This window comes from Streptomyces achromogenes subsp. achromogenes, from assembly GCF_000720835.1.
Lineage (GTDB): Bacteria > Actinomycetota > Actinomycetes > Streptomycetales > Streptomycetaceae > Streptomyces > Streptomyces achromogenes.
Map to the genome: position 1 here is coordinate 1 of NZ_JODT01000049.1, position 18470 is coordinate 18470.

14 protein-coding genes are annotated in these 18470 nt (G+C 72.8%); 4 read left to right on the forward strand and 10 right to left on the reverse strand.

All coding sequences use genetic code 11. The annotated features are described in order from the left end of the window. Positions 1-213 precede the first annotated feature (213 nt). Complete coding sequence (locus IH25_RS0133880; protein ID WP_030619733.1) at positions 214-1206, forward strand: GlxA family transcriptional regulator; 993 nt, start codon at positions 214-216, stop codon at positions 1204-1206. Positions 1207-1320: 114 nt separating this feature from the next. Here the strand turns inward: IH25_RS0133880 and IH25_RS0133885 are convergent, their stop codons facing one another. The 3 genes from IH25_RS0133885 to IH25_RS0133895 form a co-directional block, all read right to left on the reverse strand. Further along, entirely contained in the window at positions 1321-2937 is a 1617-nt protein-coding gene (locus tag IH25_RS0133885) for an MDR family MFS transporter (protein ID WP_030619735.1), read from the reverse strand. Positions 2938-3030: 93 nt separating this feature from the next. Then, entirely contained in the window at positions 3031-4239 is a 1209-nt protein-coding gene (locus IH25_RS0133890; RefSeq protein ID WP_030619736.1) for a glycosyltransferase, read from the reverse strand. A gap of 184 nt (positions 4240-4423) precedes the next feature. Continuing rightward, a complete protein-coding gene (locus IH25_RS0133895) occupies positions 4424-5746 on the reverse strand; it encodes a UDP-glucose dehydrogenase family protein (RefSeq protein ID WP_030619739.1) in 1323 nt (440 codons plus the stop codon). A gap of 290 nt (positions 5747-6036) precedes the next feature. Between IH25_RS0133895 and IH25_RS0133900 the strand changes: the two genes are divergently transcribed. Continuing rightward, complete coding sequence (locus IH25_RS0133900; protein ID WP_030619741.1) at positions 6037-6699, forward strand: TetR/AcrR family transcriptional regulator; 663 nt, start codon at positions 6037-6039, stop codon at positions 6697-6699. A gap of 430 nt (positions 6700-7129) precedes the next feature. Here the strand turns inward: IH25_RS0133900 and IH25_RS42675 are convergent, their stop codons facing one another. From IH25_RS42675 to IH25_RS41445, 4 genes are all read right to left on the reverse strand, one after another. Further along, the gene (locus IH25_RS42675) at positions 7130-7312 is read right to left on the reverse strand and encodes an ArsR/SmtB family transcription factor (RefSeq protein ID WP_245172970.1); all 183 of its coding nucleotides are present in this window, start codon (positions 7310-7312) and stop codon (positions 7130-7132) included. 184 nt (positions 7313-7496) lie between these two features. Continuing rightward, entirely contained in the window at positions 7497-8390 is an 894-nt protein-coding gene (locus IH25_RS0133905) for a DUF6528 family protein (protein WP_051754348.1), read from the reverse strand. Between the two features lie 144 nt (positions 8391-8534). Beyond that, positions 8535-9539 carry a peptidoglycan-binding protein gene (locus IH25_RS38765; protein ID WP_051754349.1) on the reverse strand — a complete coding sequence of 335 codons (1005 nt, stop codon included), beginning with the start codon at positions 9537-9539 and terminating at the stop codon, positions 8535-8537. Position 9540: 1 nt separating this feature from the next. Continuing rightward, entirely contained in the window at positions 9541-9687 is a 147-nt protein-coding gene (locus tag IH25_RS41445; protein WP_157847071.1) for a hypothetical protein, read from the reverse strand. A 271-nt stretch (positions 9688-9958) separates the two neighbouring features. Here IH25_RS41445 and IH25_RS0133920 point away from each other — a divergent pair, with 271 nt between their 5' ends. Further along, positions 9959-13795, forward strand: coding sequence for an nSTAND1 domain-containing NTPase (locus IH25_RS0133920; protein WP_030619748.1), 3837 nt, complete (start codon positions 9959-9961; stop codon positions 13793-13795). A 177-nt stretch (positions 13796-13972) separates the two neighbouring features. On the opposite strand, the gene IH25_RS0133925 is transcribed toward IH25_RS0133920, so the two are convergent. Together IH25_RS0133925 and IH25_RS0133930 are read right to left on the reverse strand one after the other, a co-directional pair. Further along, positions 13973-14878 carry an EamA family transporter gene (locus IH25_RS0133925; protein WP_030619751.1) on the reverse strand — a complete coding sequence of 302 codons (906 nt, stop codon included), beginning with the start codon at positions 14876-14878 and terminating at the stop codon, positions 13973-13975. Positions 14879-14980: 102 nt separating this feature from the next. Then, positions 14981-15403 (reverse strand): MazG-like family protein, encoded by a 423-nt coding sequence (locus IH25_RS0133930; protein WP_051754350.1) that lies wholly within the window; start codon positions 15401-15403, stop codon positions 14981-14983. Between the two features lie 267 nt (positions 15404-15670). On the opposite strand from IH25_RS0133930, the gene IH25_RS0133935 reads away from it, so the two are divergent. Beyond that, positions 15671-17155 carry an alpha/beta hydrolase gene (locus IH25_RS0133935; protein WP_030619757.1) on the forward strand — a complete coding sequence of 495 codons (1485 nt, stop codon included), beginning with the start codon at positions 15671-15673 and terminating at the stop codon, positions 17153-17155. Between the two features lie 107 nt (positions 17156-17262). Here IH25_RS0133935 and IH25_RS0133940 read toward each other — a convergent pair whose 3' ends face one another. After that, the gene (locus tag IH25_RS0133940; protein ID WP_030619760.1) at positions 17263-18423 is read right to left on the reverse strand and encodes an alpha-hydroxy-acid oxidizing protein; all 1161 of its coding nucleotides are present in this window, start codon (positions 18421-18423) and stop codon (positions 17263-17265) included. Between the last annotated feature and the right edge of the window lie 47 nt (positions 18424-18470).

An 18470-nucleotide genomic window follows, 5' to 3' on the forward strand; every position in this document is an offset into this window, starting at 1 on the left:
GAGTTCAGGTGGGGGGCGTGGGGGGAGTTCAGGGCGGGGGGAACACGTGGGGGGAAGTGCGGTTGGGGGAAAATCGGTTGTGGGTAGGTGCTGCAACAGCCCAGCGCGTTCGGTGCGTTGACCTGCGCCTATGACGCTACGGCCCGGCAGACGGGTCGGCAATGTCATCTAGCATGCAGAAACAGACATCGACGTTGCCGGCCGGGGGAGCTTGTGCACACCGTTGAACGACTGATCGTCATCGTCCTGTTCGAAGGCGTCGACCTGCTCGACGTCACGGGGCCGCCGGAGGTGTTCTCGCTCGCCCGGCGCGAGACGGAGGACGCGGCGGGTTATCACGTGGTCCTCGCCGCCGAGACCATGGCCCCCACCGTCACCGCCGCCGGAGTCCGGATCCTGCCCGATGTCACCTTCGACGAGCTGGCGAACCGGAGCATCGACACGCTCGTCGTGCCGGGCGCGGTCGAGGTCGACGGGCACCGGCGCGTGCACGCGCTGGTCGAGCCGGCCGTGGTGGAACGGGTCAGACAGCTCGCGCCCCGGACCCGGAGGGTCACCTCCGTCTGCGTCGGGGCCCACATCCTCGCCGCGTCCGGGCTCCTGGACGGCAAGCGTGCCACCACCCACTGGTCGACCGCCCAGCAGCTCGCCGCCGACCATCCCGCGATCGAGGTCGACTCCGATCCGATCTTCATCCGCGAGGGCAACGTGTGGACCGGCGCGGGCATCAGCGCCTGTCTCGACCTGTCCCTCGCGCTCATCGCCGAGGACCTCGGCGAGGCCGTCGCGCTGCGCGTCGCCCGGCAGCTGGTGATGTATCTCAAACGGCCGGGCGGACAGAGCCAGTTCAGCGTCCCCCTGGAACAGGTCGCCGCCACCCGGCGCATCGAGGTGCTCCGCCACTACATCCTGCGCCACATCACCGAACCGCTCACCGTCGCGCACCTCGCCGACCACGCCCACGTCAGCGAACGGCAGCTCACCCGGATCTTCAAGAACGAGCTGGGCACGACACCGCACGCCTACATCGAATCGGTACGCGTCGAACGGGCCCGCAATCAGCTGGAGGCCACCGACGCCACCCTGGAACGCATCGCGACGGCCTGCGGGTTCGGCACCGTCGACACACTGGTCAGGGCCTTCCGCCGCCGTCTCGACACCACACCCACCGACTACCGGCGCCGGTTCCGGACCAGCCCGGGCTGAGCGCCGAGGCCCTGCCACGGCCCGACCGTGTGCCGTGGCTGTGCCGCGCCCGCCGAGGACCGCAGCCCTGCCGCGGCCCTCGGCCGGTCGTGGCGCCACCTCGGACCGGCGGTGTCACTCGTCCGAGAGCGTCAGGTTCGGCACCCGCCAGGCCGCGATCAGGAAGGCGACCAGGGCCACCGCCGCACCGGTGAGGAAGACGAGCCGCATCGAGGCGATGTACCCCTCCAGGAACGGCAGCGCCGCACCCCGGTCGAGCGACCGCAGGAAGGCCGAGTCCTCCAGGTCGACACCCCCGCCGGGGCGCAGCACACCCGCGAGGGCGTGGGCGTTGTCGGGCTGGGCCAGCAAACGGCGGTAGGCCGGGTCGTGGCGCGCCTCGGCCAGCCGCTCCGCGATGCGGCCGCCCGCCGTGGAGAACAGGATGGACAGGAAGGCCGCGGTGCCCACCGTGCCGCCGTTGGAGCGGAAGAAGTTGACCGACGCCGTCGCCGCGCCCATGTCCGTACGGGGCACCTCGGACTGCGCGAGCGTGGTGAGCGTCTGCATCGACGCCCCGAGCCCCGCGCCCATCAGCGCCATGCCGAGGGCCGCCTGCCACAGCGGACTGTCCACGCGCAGGGTCGCGAACACGAGCATCGCGGCACTGAACGAGCCGATACCGGCGACGAGATGGACCTTGAACCGGCCGGTGCGCGCGATCAGCCGGCCCACCAGCAACGTCACGGCGAGGTTCGCGGCGACCGTGGGAAGGGTGGCGAGCCCCGCCTCCATGGGGCTCATGCCGCGGACGAGCTGGAGATAGAGCGGCAGGGTCGTCATCGCGCCGAACATGCCGATGCCGACGACGAAGTGCAGCCCGACACCCAGCCGGAAGGAGCGGATGCGGAACAGCCGCGGCGGCAGCAGCGCGGCCGCACCCATCCGCCGCTCCACCACGACGAAGGCGACGAGCCCCAGACCGCCGACGACGTACATCAGCAGCGCCGGGAGCGAACCCCAGCCCCAGGTGCGGCCCTGCTCGGCGACGGTCAGCAGCGGCACGATCCCCACGGCCAGCGCGAGGGCCCCGCGGTAGTCGAGCCGGTGCCGCACCCGCCGGTGCGGGAACCGCAGGACCCGGACGATCGCCACGGCGGCCACGGCCGCCAGCGGCACGTTGAGCAGGAAGATCCAGCGCCAGCCGTCGATGCCCAGCAGCGATTCCCGGTCCGCGAGGGCCCCGCCCGCCAGTGGGCCGACGATGCTGGCGCCGCCGAACACGGCCATGAAGTAGCCCTGGTAGCGGCCCCGTTCACGCGGGGTGGTGATGTCGGCGACGATCGTCATGGCCAACGACATCAGCCCGCCGCCACCGAGCCCCTGTACGGCCCGGAACGCCGCCAGTTCGTAGATGGACGTGGCGCATCCGCACAGCAGCGAGCCGGCCGTGAACAGGCCGATCGCCGCGAGGTACACGGGCCGCCGGCCGTGGATGTCGGAGAGCTTGCCGTACAGCGGGGTCGCGAGGGTGGCGGTGATGAGGTAGGCGGTGGTCGCCCACGCCTGGGCCGTCAGCCCGTGCAGGTCGTCGGCGATGGTCCGCAGCGCGGACGCGACCACCGTCTGGTCCAGCGCCCCCAGGAACATGCCCAGTACCAGTCCGGACATCACCGTGGTGATCTGCCGGTGGCCGAGCCGCACGGGCGCGTCCCCGGCCGCGTTCTGCCGTCGGGTTTCGGAGGAGGTCACGTGTCGTCCTAGAGGGGTGGGTGCCGGGGGAGTGGTGCCGGGGGCCGTGCCCGTGCCGTGGGAACGACCCCCTGTGTGCCGTGACCCGGGAAACTATCCGGCGAGCCCCTCCAGGTCGCCGACCGCCTGCTCGATGTCCGGCAGGGTCAGCATCGCCAGCTGGGCCGCCCGGGCCCGCGCCCTGGGCGCCGGGTCGGCGAGCAGCGTCCGGCACGCCTCGGCGATGCCTCGCGCGCTGCGGTCGGTGATGTGACCGCCGAGGCCCAGCTCCACCACGCGGTCCGCGTTGGCGTACTGATCCCCGAAGTGCGGCAGCACCGCCAGCGGAGTGCCGGTGCGCATCGCCTCGCGGACGCTGTTGAAGCCGCCGTGGGTGAGGAACAGGTCCACCGACTCCAGCAGCAGCGGCTGCGGCACCCGCTCGGCCACGCGGACGTGCCCGGGCAGCCCCTCGGTGTCCACGGGGAGCCCGGAGGTCGACACGACCACCGTGCAGTCGTCCAGCTCGGCCGCCGCCCCCAGGATCGCCTCCAGGCTCTCGGTGGCGTCGGGCATCTCCACCGGCAACGGGTTGGTCCCGCTCCCCATCTGCTCGCGCACCAGCGGCAGTGCGGTGCCGATCGCGGCGTACACCAGGGGCCGGTCCGTGGGCAGTCCGACGACCCACTCGGGCAGCACCTGGTGCCGCTCGACGTCCACCGTCTGCCGGTACGACAGCGTCGGCGGCAGGTGCCGGGAGAAGGAGAAGGCGGGCGGTACGTAGTCGACGCGGCCGTGCGCCACGAGGGAGAGCGGATCGTCCCGTTCGGGCAGCCCCAGTTCCCGGCGCCGTTCGTTCAGCCGGGGCAGTACCTCTTCGGGCTCGATGGTGTTGGAGAACCCGGAGGGCGTCGGCAGCTGCGGCACGCCCAGCCGCTCGGCGGTGAGCAGCGCGCCCATGTCCATGCCGTCCCGCAGGATCAGCTCGGGCCGGAAGTCCCGGGCGATGGGGGCGAGGATGTCCAGGTGCGGTTTGACGCCCGGCCCGGCCAGGGCCCGCATCAGCAGGCGCGGCAGCACCGGCGAGGACAGGGACAGCCCGGCGCTGTCCTGGAGTTCGCCGAGGTGCGGGCCGAGCAGGGCGACCGGGTCGAACTGCGGTAAGACGGCGCGGACTTCCACGTCGTCGTCGCGGAACACGGGGGCCAGGGCCTCGGTGGTGACCACCAGGACCTGGTGCCCGGCTTTGGCGAGGGCGCGCAGCAGGGGCAGTTGAGCACGCCCGTGCGAGGGGCTGCCGAGCGTGGTGCACAGGACTCGCATGGGGGGTGGGCCTTTCTTTCGTGGAGTTTCGGCGGTGGCACGCGAAGGGGGAGGGTGGCGCGGGGCGTTGGGCGTCGGGCGGGGTGGATACGGTGCCGGTCGGGCGCGTCAGGGACGGTCGGCCATGGTGCTGGTCGGGCGCGTCAGGCGCGGTCGGCCACGGCGCCGGTCGTCCGCTCCCGGCTCAGGCCACCCGCGCCGACGCGCTCGCGCGTCCGATGCCCTGCCAGCTCAGTCCGGCCCGGGCGAGCCGGTCCGGGTCCAGCAGGTTGCGGAAGTCGTGGACCTCGTGGCCCGCCATGCGCGCGGCGATCGCCGCCCAGTCGAGGTCGCGCAGCTGCGGCCACTCGGTGAGGACGACACAGGCCGCGGCCCCCTCCGCCGCCCGCACCGGGTCGTCGGCGAGCTCCGCCAGATCGCTCAGGTCGGGTTGCTCCTCGCACAACGCCGGGTCGTACGCGGTGAGTTCGGCACCCCGCTCCCGCAGCAGCCGGGCGACGGCGAGCGCGGGCGAGTCGCGCAGGTCGGAGGTGCCGGCCTTGAACGTCAGTCCGTACAGGGCGAGCCGTACGCCGTCCAGCGAGCCGTCCGGGCCGCGCCCGCACGCGGCGGCGATCCGCTCGACGAGCCGGCGCTGATGGATGACGTTGGTGTCGATCGTGGCCCGCAGCAGCGGGAAGTCGACCCCGGCCTGCTCGCACACGGTGAGCAGGGCGTGGGTGTCCTTCGGCAGGCAGGAGCCGCCCCAGCCGGGCCCGGGCAGCAGGAAGGAGGAGCCGATGCGCGGGTCCCGCCCGATGCCCTCGGTGACATCGCCGATGTCGGCGCCGAACCGCTCGCAGGCGGTGGCGAGGTTGTTGGCGAAGGACAGCTTCATCGCGAGGAAGAAGTTCGCCGCGTACTTGGTCAGTTCGGCGCTCGCCGGGTCGGTGAGCACCAGCGGTGCGTCCAGCGCGACGTACAGGTCGGCCACCCGCCGGGCCGCGTCCCGTTGGGCGGCGCCGATCACGATCCGGTCGGGGTGCAGGAAGTCGTGGACGGCGCGGCCCTCGCGCAGGAACTCGGGGTTGCTCACGACGGCCACGTCCGCGCGGCCGAGCAGTGCGGCGACGCGCTCGCTGGTGCCCACCGGCACCGTCGACTTGTTGACGACCACACAGCCGGGCGGCAGGACGTCGCGTATCTGCTCCGCGACGGCCTCCACGGCGGCGAGATCGGCCGCGCCGCCCGCGCCCATGGGCGTGGGCAGGCACAGGAAGACCACCTCGGCCTCCGCGACGGCCGCAGCGGTGTCGACGGTGAACTCCAGCCGGCCCGCCTCCAGGGCGTCCCGGACGGTCTCGGGCAGGCCGGGCTCCAGGATGTCCACCCGGGCCGCGCGCAGCCGTTCCACCTTGCGGGGGTCGGCGTCCGCACACACCACCGCATGGCCGAGAGAGGCGAGACAGGCACCGGTGGTCAGACCGACGTAACCGGTACCGACCACGGCGACGCGTTGAGCAGGCACAGTAGATCACCATTTCCGGTCGATGGGGCCCGGGGGACGGCCTCGGAGACGCGCGGGGAGGGCACGCGCCGCCGTGCCGTGCGGGCGACCTGGAACGGGCCGACTCCGTCGTACGGCCCTGGGACTGAGGGGAACCGAAGTCATCAAACGTTGACCTGTTCCAGGTATGGCATGCGAAGCGAACACAAGTCAACGATTGATGACAACGATCGGTGACTTTGAGCCAGCCGCCACAGGCTGGAACATGGGCCGTTGGCGGGCGGGCCGCCTGACGATGGAGGTTTGGTGACGTGACGGGAGTACAGAACGGCGAGACGTCGAAAGCGGTGGCCGACCGGCCCGCCCGGAGGCGCTCGGCCACGGCCACGCGCGCGGCGCTCAGGACCGCCGCGGCCTTCCGGTTCGGCAAGTACGGCTACGAGGGCACCAGCGTGCGCGACATCGCCGGTGACGTGGGTGTGGACGCGGCTCTCGTCTACCGCTACTTCGGCTCGAAGGAAGCGCTGTTCAACGATGTGACGGGCGCCGGCAAGATGTTCGAGCCCCTGCTCCAGGAACCGGTGGAGGCGATACCCGACTGGCTGTGCGCCATGCTCCTGGGAGCGCCCAAAAACGGAGAGTTCACCCACCCGGTGCTCTCGGTGCTGCGGTCCTCCGGCAGGGACGAGGCGGTCGCGCGGCTGCGGGCGGACTTCAGCGAGGTGTTCTCCACCCGCCTGGCGGCCCGCCTCGGCGGCCCCGACGCCGAGCTGAGGGCTGAGCTTTTGGCGGCCTGGATGCTCGGTACCAGCCTCGTCCTCACGGAGATCCGCCCCCCGGCGCTCCAGTCGGCGCCGGACGCCAAGCTGGAGAAATACCTCCGGTCGGTCATCGCGACCCTCCTCGGCCCGCCGGCATGCGACTCGGGGACGCCCGAGGCGGAGGGCGGCGGCCGGGTCACGGGCGACCACTGAGCCGCGGTGCGGACCGGCCGGCTTGTGCCGGGCCCGCCGTCACGCGGCGATGGTCGGCACTTGGCCCGGTACGCCCCTGCCCAAGGCGCACCCCCGCCCAAGGCGCACCCCTGCCCAAGGCGCACCCCCGCCCAAGGCGCACCCCCGCCCAAGGCGCACCGCCGGCGAAGGCGTGACGGCACGGGGTGGGCGGACCGGCGTTCAGGGCCTGCGGTGAGCCAGGGTGGCGACGGGCTCCCGGACCCTCGCCATGGTGGCCCGGCCCGACGCGCAGAGGTGCACGCGCTCCGCGCTCGGCTGGTTCTCCGGGAGGTGGCGGGCGTCTGTCAACGCTCGCCGGGCGCGGTGGGCGCTCTTCGCCCGGCTTCGCCCAGTACGGCGGCGAGGAGTCCCGGGAAGCGGGCGTCGAGAACGGCGCGTCGCAGGGTCATCAGGCGGGCCTTCCCGGCCCGGCGGGTCTCGGTGATCCCGGCTTCGCGCGCAGGATCCGCCAGTGGTGGGACAGCGTCGACCTGGGCACGTCCAGGCCGTCCGGGCTGCACGCGCTCCCGCCGTCCTCGGCCATCCGGCGGATCAGCGCCAACCGGACGGGATCGCCCAGGGCGTGCAGCACTGCGGCCAACTCCGCGTCCCCACGCTCGCGTTGTTCCCCCGGCCCACCCCCGTGTCCGCCCGATCGTCGAGTCCATCGACCAGGTCCTGGGCCTCACCGAGCGGCACGGCGGGGAGATTCTCGACGGTTCCACGCGACCGCGCGCTCGGCGTTCGCCTGAGCGGACCGGTGGGATGGGCCGGTGTCAGTGGAATTGCGTCGTGTAGAGCCGCGCCTTGTAGATCTGGGCGCCGGGACGGGTGCGGTCGCCGCCCGCGGAGAAGTGGACGGTGGGTCCGCCCCACACGGAGTCCTCCGCGTTGGGGTCGGTGGTCCACATGGCCTGACCGTTCGCGTGGCGCACGTAGGACTTGGGGTGGGGCAGCGAGGCGACGGTGGTGAGGGCGCGGGTCGCCTTGTTCAGCGAGTAGACGTGGCGGCTGTCGGCGACCAGCAGGGTGCCGGGCCGGCTGTAGTCCGGCTGGAGGTCGTGGCCGTTCCCGGCGATCTTGATGTCCGGTCCGTGCTTGACCAGCCGGGAGTCGCGCATCGAGCCGGTCACGCGGTAGCTGCGCACGACGGTGCCGCCGGTCACCCACAGCAGCTTGTTCTGGTCGTCCCACAGAACGGCGTGGGCCTTGGTGAACTCGAGGGTCTGCACCTCCTTCAGGGTCGCCGGGTCGCTGCTGGACGGCCCGAAGACGTGCAGCCGGTCCCGTGACCCGGCGACCACGACCGTGCCGGCGTCGGGCACCCGCTCGACGCAGTGCGGGTAACTGGTGATGCGCGCCGACCACAGCAGGTCGGCCCGGGTCAGATGCGCCTTCGAGGTCACGTTGACGATCGCGGCCCGGCCCTCGCCGGGGCGGCCGAACGTCATCAGCGCGATCATGCCGTAGCGCCGGGTGTCGCGGAAGCGGATCTCGAAGGGATGGTCCCAGCCGGGGGCGTTGCCCGTGCTGAAGCTCCAGCGGACATTGGCGTCGGTCCACTGGGCGTTCCGGTCGAAGAGCAGGATCCGGCCGGTGCGCTGCTCGGTGATCGCCACCTGGTACGTCGCCGCCGCGGCCGCGCCGGAGCTGTCCTGGGAGGTGCTCATCTGCGGTTCTCCTGGTCCGTGAGGGAGGGATGAGGTGGGGGACGGACGGGAGGGGACGGGCGATGCCCGTCCCCTCCGCGCGGGACCGGAAGGCCGACCCCCGTGACGGTCTTCCGGTCCCCGTGTGCCGACCGTGCCGACCGCTCAGAACGAGTCGGCGTTCAGGGCCTTCTGCAGGGCGCGGGTGGTCGTCGCGTCCCACTCGCCGCCTGCCGGCGTGGCCAGGTGGTTCTGCAGGGCGGTGACCGTCTTGGGCCCCACGATGCCGTCCGCCGTCACCTTCAGGTAGCGCTGGAGCGCGGTGATGGTGAGCGGACCGAACGCCCCGTCGACCTCCAGGCCCGCCTTGTCACGGCTGTTGAGGGTGCGCTGGAGCGCCGCGCAGGTCGCCGGGCCGAAGATCCCGTCGAGCTCCAGCGTCGCGGGAGCGGCGACGAGGGCCTTCGGGCGGATCGGCGCCTTCTTCCCGGCCAGCGCGGCCTTCATCATCGCCGCCGACTGCGGACCGTACTCGCCGTCGGCCTTCAGGTGGTGGTTGGCCTGGAAGGTCTTCACCGCCTTCTGCGTGGCCGGCCCGAACTCGCCGTCCACGGTGAGCCCGGCCTTCTGCACGGTGTTGAGGTTCTTCTGCAGGGTCTTGACGGCCTGCCCCTTCGAGCCCAGCCGCAGGATGCCGTCCCCCGACGGCAACGGCGCGCTGCCTCCGGTGTAGGCGGGACGGCCGTAGCCCACTATGCAGGCGGAGCTGCGCCGCCTGCGGCGGAAGGCGTTGGAGGTGTTGCCCTCCAAGGTGGTGATGGTGCGGTTGGAGTGCACCGCCTCGACGATGCCGACGTGGTCGATGGCACCGATGGAGCGGGAGCCGGACCAGTCGAAGAACACGATGTCGCCCGGGCGGATCCCGCCGATGCCGTAGTGCCAGCGGCCCTTCTTCTGGAAGGCGCGGGCGTGGGCGGTGGTGAGGGCGAACTTGCCGCCGATCGCCGGGAGGTTGTCGGAGTGGGCGGCGGCGTAGCTGACGGCCATGTCGCACCACGGGCCGGTGAAGCCGTACCACTTGGTGATCGCGTTGCGGTTGGAACCGGGCGGGTGCTCGGTGGTGCCCAGCAGCTTGCGGGCGGCGGCGAGCATGCCTTGAACGTTGCCCATGTCAGAACTCCACGTCTTCGGGAAGGGCCTGGATGTCTCCGGTCACCGCGTCATCGGGGTTCTGGCTGACGCCGGCCTGGTCGGGGTCGACGTCGAAGATCCCCGCACCGCCCACCGGATAGGGCGGCTGCTCCACGGGCTCGGTCATGAGCGCTCCTTCGTGTGCGAGATGTGTGAGATGTCCGGACGGACGGCGGCACGGACGGCCCGGAAAACGGCCGGCCGGCACGTTGCGGCGTGCCGTGGCGGTGCCGCCGGACAACGAGTTCAGCCGCCGCGGAGTTGGTTAGCAGCCCCTGTTCGCGCAGGTAATCAATGTGCGGCGGGCCGACGCGCCGCCTGGCCGCCGCAAAGGCCCGGCCCTACCGTGGTGGCGCGGCGCGAGGGGACGGCGCCGATGCGGTGAAGGGGGAGCGGGGATGGGGCGTCCGGAGAATCCGATCGACCCGGAGGCGGGGCCGGTCCAGCGGTTCGCGGTGGAGTTACGGAGCCTGCGGGCGCGGGCCGGCGGGCCGACGTACCGCTCGATGGCACAGCGCACCCCGTATTCGGCGGCGGCGCTGTCCCAGGCGGCGGCGGGCGAGCGGCTGCCGTCGGCGGAGGTGACACGGGCGTACGTCACGGCGTGCGGCGGGGACCCGGACGAGTGGGAGAAACGCCGTCAGGCCGTCGCCGACGAACTGACCGCCCTGCCCTCCGAGAGCCAGGACGCCCGGGACTCCCCGTACCGGGGGCTGGCCCGGTTCGAGCCGGGCGACGAGGCGGTCTTCTTCGGCCGCGACCAGCTCGTGGCGGACCTGACGGAGCTGGTGCGCGGTCACCGCTGCGCGGTGGTGCTCGGGCCGTCGGGCAGCGGCAAGTCCTCCCTGCTGCGCGCCGGACTGATACCCCGGCTGCGCCGGACGGCCGACGCCGGCGCACCCCTCGCCGCCATCCGCGTCCTCACCCCCGGCCCGCACCCCGCCCGCTCCCACGCGGACAAGCTGCGGCCCGCCGGGGAAACCGGCGACACCCTGGTCGTGATCGACCAGTTCGAAGAGGTCTTCACGCTGTGCCCGGACCCACGGGAACGCGCCCGCTTCATCGATGCGCTGCTGGCGGCCCGGGAACCGGGCAGCCGGCTGCGGGTGGTCCTGGGCGTCCGCGCCGACTTCTACGGCCGCTGCCTCGAACACCCCGAACTGGCCCGCGTCTTGCGGGACGCCGCGGTCCCGGTCCCGGTCATGGGCCGCGAGGAACTGCGCGAGGCCGTGGTCAAGCCGGCCATGGCACGCGGCCTCACCGTCGAACGGGCGCTGACCGCGCAGTTGGTGGAGGAGGTGGCCGGCGAGCCCGGCGGCCTGCCCCTGCTGTCCCACGCGCTGCTGGAGACCTGGCGGCGCCGCTCCGGCCGCACCCTGACCCTGCGCGCCTACGAGGCGGCCGGCGGAGTGCGCGGCGCCATCGCCCAGACGGCCGAAGACCTGTACGCCGGACTCTCCGACAGCCAGGCCGACCTCGTACGCCGGGTATTGCTGCGGCTGATCGCGCCCGGCGAAGGCACCGCCGACACCTGCCGGCCGGTGCGCCGCGCCGAACTGCGCACCGCCGACCCGCACTCGGCCGGCACCGTCGACACGGTCCTGGAACGCCTGGCCCGCGCCCGGCTGATCACCCTGGACGGAGAGACCGTCCACCTCGCGCACGAGGCACTCATCACCGCCTGGCCACGGCTGTGGGGCTGGATCGAGGACGACCGGCACCGGCTGCGGGTACTGCGCCGGCTCACCGAGGCCGCCGAATCATGGCGGGAACTGGGCCGGGAACCGGGCGCGTTGTACCGGGGCACCCGGCTGGCCGAGGCCGCCGAGGCCTTCGACCCGGCCGACCGGGACCGCGAACTGAGCGCCGTGGAGCGGGACTTCCTGCACGCCAGCACGGCCGCGCACGCCCGCGAACGCAGACGGCTGCGCGGGCTGGCCGGGTCGGTGTCCGTGCTGCTGGTGCTCGCCCTGGTGGCCGGTGCCGTGGCCTGGCAGCAGCACCGTACGAACGAACGCCGGCACCTGGCCGCCACCGCCCGCCGCGCGGCCACCACCGCCGACGGCCTGCGCACCACCGACCCGGGGACGGCACTGCGGCTGGGGGTCGCCGCCTGGCGGCTCAGCCGGACCCCGGAGACCCGGTCCGCCCTCATCGGCGCACTCGCCCAGCGCGACCTGCCCACGTTCACCGTGCCCGGCCCCGCGGACACCCAGCTGCTCAGCCCGGACGGGCGGACCCTCTTCGGCCTGGGCGACGGCAGGTTCGTCCGCCGGGACCTGGTGACGCACCGGGTGACCGACAGCAGACGGCTGCCCGTCGGCGCGGACGACCTCACCATGGCCGACCTGAGCCCCGACGGACGGTATGTGTCCGTGCCGGCCGGGGAGGACGGCCTGCGCGTGCGGATGTGGGACACCCGCACCGGCCGGTACCACGGAACCGTTCTCGGGCCGTCCGACGACGAGTCCGGCGCGCTCGGCGAGCCGCCGCCGGAAGACGTCCCCGAGGGCGCCGGAGGGGAGGAGGGCACGCTGGTCGAAGACATGAGCGGCACGCGGGCGGAGTTCGGCTTCAGCTCCAGCGGGCACGCCTACCTCTTCCTCACCGGCAGTCGCCTTCAGGTGTGGGACACCGGCAGCGGGCACCGCCTGTTCACCCACACCGCCAAGGAAATGGAGACGGCGGGCGGCGGCGACATCAGCCCCGACAACCGGCTGGTGGCGATGTGCGCGCAGGGCGGCGTCAGGGTCTGGGACATCCCGGCCCGGCGCCGTGTCGACACGGGCTGGCACAAGCGGTTCGCCTGCGGACCGGAGGCCCAACTCCAGTTCTCGCCCGACAGCCGTACCCTGACGACGACGGACACGACGGGGATCCGGCGGGTCACGGTCCGGACCGGAGCCCAACCGCCCCGGCTCGCCCAAGTGGCGCCGCTGAGCTGTGTGTTCAGCGCGGACGGCACGCTGCTGGCCGGGGTGGGCGGCAACGACCTCCTGCTGTGGCGGCTGGACCATCCCGAAGCGCCCGTGGTCCGGTACCCGCTGACCGACATCCAGCCGGACGACATCCGCATCGACACCACCGCCCGCGTCCTGCGCTACACCGCCGCCGGTCCGAACGGGGCGACCGTCGTGCACGGCGTCGACATCAGCGGCGCGCTGTCGCCGCACTGGAGCACGCGGGCCGCCGCCGCGGCGGCCCTGAGCGCCGACGGCTCGGTGCTGGCCGTCCTGGACGGCGGCGGCAAGGACCCGGCCCGGCTGCGGATCCACGACGGGCGGACCGGCCGGCCGCGGTACTCGATCCCCGTGGCCGGGGTGCCCGAGGAGCCCGACGCCGTACGCGACAGCGGCTGGACGACGATGTTCCTCAGCGCCGACGGCCGGCGCCTAGCCTTCGGTTCGGGCCCGGCCGACCCGATGGGCCCGACCCGCATCACCGTGTGGGACACCGTCCGCAACCGCAAGCTCACCGAGCTCAAGCCCTACGAGGACGACATACCCCTGGCCGGGTGGGTGCTCAGCCCGGACGGCCGGGAACTGCTGACCACCGGTCTCGGCGACGCGACGGTGACCGTGTGGGACGCCGGCAGCGGCCGGAAGGCCAGGGACATCCGCTTCCCGGACCCGGACAAGGGGCAGGACGATGCCGGCGCCGGGGACTCCGTCAACTCCATGTCGGACGACGGCGGTGTCCTGCTGATGAGCGACGGGACCCTGCTGCCGGCCGACGGCCACGGCCGGCGTCGGGAGACCATGGACTGCGCGTGCGCGAGTGTCCTGAGTCCCGACGGCAAGCGCGCCGCCTTCGCCGGCATCGACGGCGGCATCACGGTGTGGGACGTCGAGCGGGCCACCTCGCTCGGCACGTTGCCCGGCGGCTACTTCAGAGGCGCCACCGGCGAACAGGAGGAGACGACCGCGCTGGAGTTCTCCCCGGACGGCAGCGTACTGGCGGCGGCCGGAGCGCAGGGCACCGTACGGCTGTGGGACGTCGACTCCCGTCGGCAACTGGGCACCGATCTGCCCGCGGCCGGCGACCGCGTCCTGGACCTCGCCTTCACCGCCGACGGCGGAAGCCTGTACGTCGCGGGTGAACACGTGCCCTTCCAACGCGTCGACCTGGACCCGGACCGCGTGGCCGAGACGGTGTGCCGCCGCGCCGGGGGCGGGCTGTCCCACGCGGAATGGCGGGTCTACGTGGCGGACGTCCCCTACCGGAGGGTCTGCTAGCGGGCGCGTGCACGGCGGGTGGCCGGCGGACAGGGGCCGGGAGGCTGTCGGCGGCGGGTGTGCGCCGGAGCGTTGTACGGGCGTGTGCCCCGGTGTCGTACGGGCGTGTGCCCGACCGTTGTACGGGCGTGTGCCCGGACTGTTGCAGGCGTGCGCGGGTGGGTGCGCCGGCCGGAGCTAGGCGTCGTCGGGGCGGGCGCCGCGGGTGGCGCCCGCCGATGCGGCCACCACGCACAGCACCGCGATCCACTGCGTCCAGTGCAGCGACTCCTTGAGGACGACCAGGCCGATGAGGGCCGCCATCGCCGGTTCCAGGCTCATCAGGATCCCGAACACGTGCGGTGGGACCTTGCGGAGCGCTTCCAGGTCGAGCGAGTACGGGATCACCGACGACAGCAGGGCCACGCCGAGCCCCGCGACCAGGATCCAGGGCCGTGCCAGCGCCGCTCCGCTGTCGGCCACACCGAACGGCACGGCGACCAGCGCCGCGACGGCCATGCCCAGAGCCAGGCCGTGGCCCTCCGTGGTGTGGCGGCCCAGCGCCGCGCCGACCAGGATGTACAGGCCCCAGCACGTTCCCGCGGCGAGGGCGAACAGCAGACCGACCAGGTCGAGTTCGCCGCCTCCCTCCATCAGCAGGACCACACCGCCCCCCGCGAGCAGGGCCCACAGACCGTCCAGCCAGCGCCTGGATCCGGCCAGGGCCACCGCCAGCGGTCCGAGGAACTCGGTGGTGACCGCGATCCCCAGGGGAATCCGGGACAGCGCCAGATAGAAGCACAGGTTCATCAGGCCGAGCGTCACGCCGTAGCCGAGCACCACCGCCGACGCGCGGCGCGGCATGCGCAGCGACGGCCGCCACAACAGCAGCAGGACCGCCGCCGCGAAGAACAGGCGCAACGCGACCGTCCCGAAGCTGCCCACCGCGTCGAACAGGTGCTTGGCCAGGGCCGATCCCACCTGGACGCTGACGATGCCGAGCAGCACCAGGGCGGTCGGCGGGATCGCGCCGAAGCCGCGTCCGGCCAGTGCGGTCAGGGAGGACCGGGGGGACGGGCCGCGTTCCGTCCTGTCAACACTCATGGTGGCCACGCGTGGATTATCGGCGCCCGGGCTTCGCGAGGCACATGATTTTCCGGCGCCAGGGTGCTACGGCACGAGAGTCATTCCCGTTGCCAAATCCCTTCAGCCTCCTTCCCCTTGGTCCACCGCCGCCGCACACGGCGCCCCGTGCCGCTGGTCTCCGGCTTGCTCGAACGCGAGGAACTTCGCGGACTTCTCGGCGAGCACGGCGGTGAAGAACGCGGGCGCCTCCTCGCCGAGCATCCGGTACAGCGACACCAAGCTGGTGATCGCCGTGTCCGCGACTTCCTCCTGCACGTGCCGCCAGGTGTGGCTCCGGCCCTTTCTGGGGTTGGTGCCCCAGGCGCCGATCACCGCCTGCGCGGTCTCCCCGGCCTCCTCGGAGATCTTCAGCACCTGCAGCGTCCATTGCTGTTCCGGCGTGATCCCGCGCTCGGTGTCCAGGCTGGTGAAGAGCGCGGCGAGGCGGCCGATGTCGTCCCACGGCGGTGCGTTGGAGGGAATGTGTCCGTCGGGGATGCCCATAGAGGGTCACGCTCCTTCGAGTCGCGCCGGCTCGGCGGCCGGACCGCGTTCATGATTGCGGGCGGCGGGGCTGCGGCGGGGCCCTTTCCCTGAGCCGGCCCGGACCTTTTCCGCCCTGGGGCCCGATTGTCCCCTGAGCGATCCCGGACCGGTCCCGGAGAAGCCCCTGACACGGGCTCCACAGCGTGGACGGCGCGCCTAACCTGACGACGGTGCCCCGGCCGGGTCCGCACACCCGACACCACCGCTCCCTTTACGAGGAGGACCATGCTGTCAAGGAACAGATCCGCGCCGTGGCGCATCGCCGCGCGGGGCACGGCCATGGCCGCGGCAGCCACCATGGCCGTCATCGCCGGCCTCGCCGCCGCTCCCGCGGTCCACGCGTCGCCGTCTGCCGAAGGGGCCTTGCGGTGGGCACCGTGTGACGACCCGGAGAAGCCGGGAGCCGAGTGCGCCACTTTGTCGGTGCCGGTCGACTGGAACCACCCGGACGGGCCCGGAATCGACCTGGCCGTGGCCCGCCGCAAGGCCACCGACCCCGGTGCACGTGTCGGTTCGATGGTGTTCGGCCCCGGCGGGCCGGGCGATTCGGGTGTGGCGATGGTGGTGGGCCGGATCGGCCGGTTCAGCCCCGAGGTCCGCCGCAGGTTCGACATCGTCGGCTTCGACCCGCGCGGCGTGGGCGGCAGCAACCCGGTGACCTGCTCCGGAGCCCTGCTCGCCGAGCGGCCGTCACCCGAGCTGAGGAGCCAGGCGGACTTCGACGCCACCATGGCGTACAACAGACGGCTCCGTGCCGACTGCCGGGCCCGCACGGGCCCGGTGTTCGACCACCTCGACACCAGCCAGACGGTCCGGGATGTGGACGCCCTGCGTGCCGCCCTCGGCGAACGGCAACTCACCTTCCACGGCAGCTCGTACGGCACGCTGCTCGGCGCCCAGTACGCCGAGACCTACCCGCGCCGGGTACGCGCGATGGTGCTGGAGAGCGTCATGGACCACAGTGTGCGGACCACCCGCCACTTCCTGCGGTCCGAGGCGGCCACGGCGGAGGATTCCTTCCAGGAGTTCGTGAAGTGGTGCGACAGTGCCGCGGACTGCGCGCTGCACGGCCGCGACGTCCGCGCGGTCTGGCAGGGCCTGTTGGGACGAGCCGGGCGCGGCGAGCTGGCGGACCCGGCGAGGCCCGGTACCCCGTTGTCGTCCGCGGACCTGGTCAACAAGACGGCCTTCAGAAGCTTCTACCAGGCCGACTACGCGGGCCTGGCCAAGGCGATAGCGGGGATGGAGGCGAGCGGTCCGCTCCCGGCGTCGCCCACCTCGGTGGCGCCGCTGCCCGCGGCCACCCCGGTCTTCTGCTCGGACTGGCACCTGCCCGTGCGCGACTACCGGGAGTACGCCTCGCTGGTCGCCGAGATGAACACGACGGCGCCCGACCTGCCTTATCTGCTGCCGATCCACATGGCAGCGGCGTGTCTGGGCGCGCCGACCGCCAACCCGCAGCACCGCCTGGACGTACGGGGCGCCCCGCCGATCCTGGTGTCCAACGCGCTGCACGACCCCGCCACCGGCCACCCGTGGGCGGTCTCGGTGGCCCGGCAGCTCGGCCGCAGCGGCGTGCTTCTCACCTACGAGGGCCACGGCCACGGCAGCGTCACCAGCGGCCCGTGCATGGAGGAAGCCGTGGACAGCTACCTCACCGACCTCACAGTCCCCCCACCGGGCACCCATTGCCCCGCCGTGCCGTTCTGAACAAACGCCGATCCGGTACCGCTTGGAAGGCGGATCCGGTAGGAAGACGGATCCGGTAGGGAGGCGGCCCCCGCGCACGCTGCCGGTACTGCCGGTGCCGCCACCGGTCAGCGAACGCGGCGCAGCGCCTCCGGGGTGAGGTCGGCGAGCGTGGGATAGCCGTCGACGGCCATGAGGAGGTCGGTCTCGGCGAGCAGGGAGCGCAGGACGTGGACGATGCCGTCGGTGCCGCCGAGGGCCGCGCCGTAGGCGTAGGGGCGGCCGACGCCCACGGCCGTGGCGCCCAGGGCGATGGCCTTGACGATGTCGGCTCCGGTGCGCACCCCGGAGTCGAACAGCACGGGCAGGCCGTCGGCGGCCTCCACCACGGCGGGCAGCGCGTCGAGCGCGGGCAGGCCGCCATTGGCCTGCCGGCCGCCGTGGTTGGAGCAGTAGACGCCGTCGACACCGCCGTCCTTGGCGCGGCGGACGTCCTCGGGGTGGCAGATGCCCTTGAGGATCAGCGGCAGATCGGTCATCGACCGCAGCCAAGGCAGGTCGTCCCAGGTGAGCGGGTTACCGAAGAGCCCCACCCAGTGCATCACGGCGGCCGCCGGATCGTCCTCGGGAGACTGGGCGAGCCGGGAGCGGAACACCGGGTCGGAGAAGTAGTTGGCCAGGCAGTGGCCGCGGAGCTGGGGGAAGTTGGCGGTCGTCAGATCACGCGGTCGCCAGCCGGGGATCCAGGTGTCGAGGGTGACCACGATGCCCCGGAACCCGGCGGCCTCCGCCCGGTGCACCAGGCTCTCGGCCACCTCCCGGTCGTTGGGGGTGTAGAGCTGGAAGAATCCGGGCGTGCCGCCGAACTCGGGGGCCACCTCCTCCAACGGGTCGACCGTGAGAGTGGAGGCGACCATGGGCACGCCGGTGCGGGCGGCGGCCCGCGCGGTCGCGAGATCACCGTGGCCGTCCTGCGCGCACAGCCCGATCACCCCGACCGGCGCCATGAACAGCGGCGTGGCCAGCCGCATGCCGAACAGGTCCACCGACAGGTCGCGTCGGGTGGGGCTCACCATCATCCGCGGCACCAGCCCCCACCCCTCGAACGCGGTGACGTTCGCGCGCTGGGTGTACTCGTCGCCGGCACCGCCCGCCACGTACGAGCGCACCGACGGCGACATCGCCGCCTGGGCCTGTGCTTCGAGGTCCGTGTAGGTCATCGGCAGGCCGGGCAGCACTCCGCGCAGCCCGTCGAGGTAGATCTCGTACTGGTAGTCGGCGTAGGTCATGATCCGGCTCCCCGGTGCTTCGCTGTTTCCGGTACGGCCCGTCGGTA

Bases quoted from the DNA above. Each gene is read 5' to 3' on its own strand.
- IH25_RS0133890 (WP_030619736.1), bottom strand. From the start codon at position 4,239: ATGCGAGTCCTGTGCACCACGCTCGGCAGCCCCTCGCACGGGCGTGCT.
- IH25_RS0133905 (WP_051754348.1), bottom strand. From the start codon at position 8,390: ATGAGCACCTCCCAGGACAGCTCCGGCGCGGCCGCGGCGGCGACGTAC.
- IH25_RS38765 (WP_051754349.1), bottom strand. From the start codon at position 9,539: ATGGGCAACGTTCAAGGCATGCTCGCCGCCGCCCGCAAGCTGCTGGGC.
- IH25_RS41445 (WP_157847071.1), bottom strand. From the start codon at position 9,687: ATGACCGAGCCCGTGGAGCAGCCGCCCTATCCGGTGGGCGGTGCGGGG.
- IH25_RS0133920 (WP_030619748.1), top strand. From the start codon at position 9,959: ATGGGGCGTCCGGAGAATCCGATCGACCCGGAGGCGGGGCCGGTCCAG.
- IH25_RS0133925 (WP_030619751.1), bottom strand. From the start codon at position 14,878: ATGAGTGTTGACAGGACGGAACGCGGCCCGTCCCCCCGGTCCTCCCTG.
- IH25_RS0133930 (WP_051754350.1), bottom strand. From the start codon at position 15,403: ATGGGCATCCCCGACGGACACATTCCCTCCAACGCACCGCCGTGGGAC.
- IH25_RS0133935 (WP_030619757.1), top strand. From the start codon at position 15,671: ATGCTGTCAAGGAACAGATCCGCGCCGTGGCGCATCGCCGCGCGGGGC.
- IH25_RS0133940 (WP_030619760.1), bottom strand. From the start codon at position 18,423: ATGACCTACGCCGACTACCAGTACGAGATCTACCTCGACGGGCTGCGC.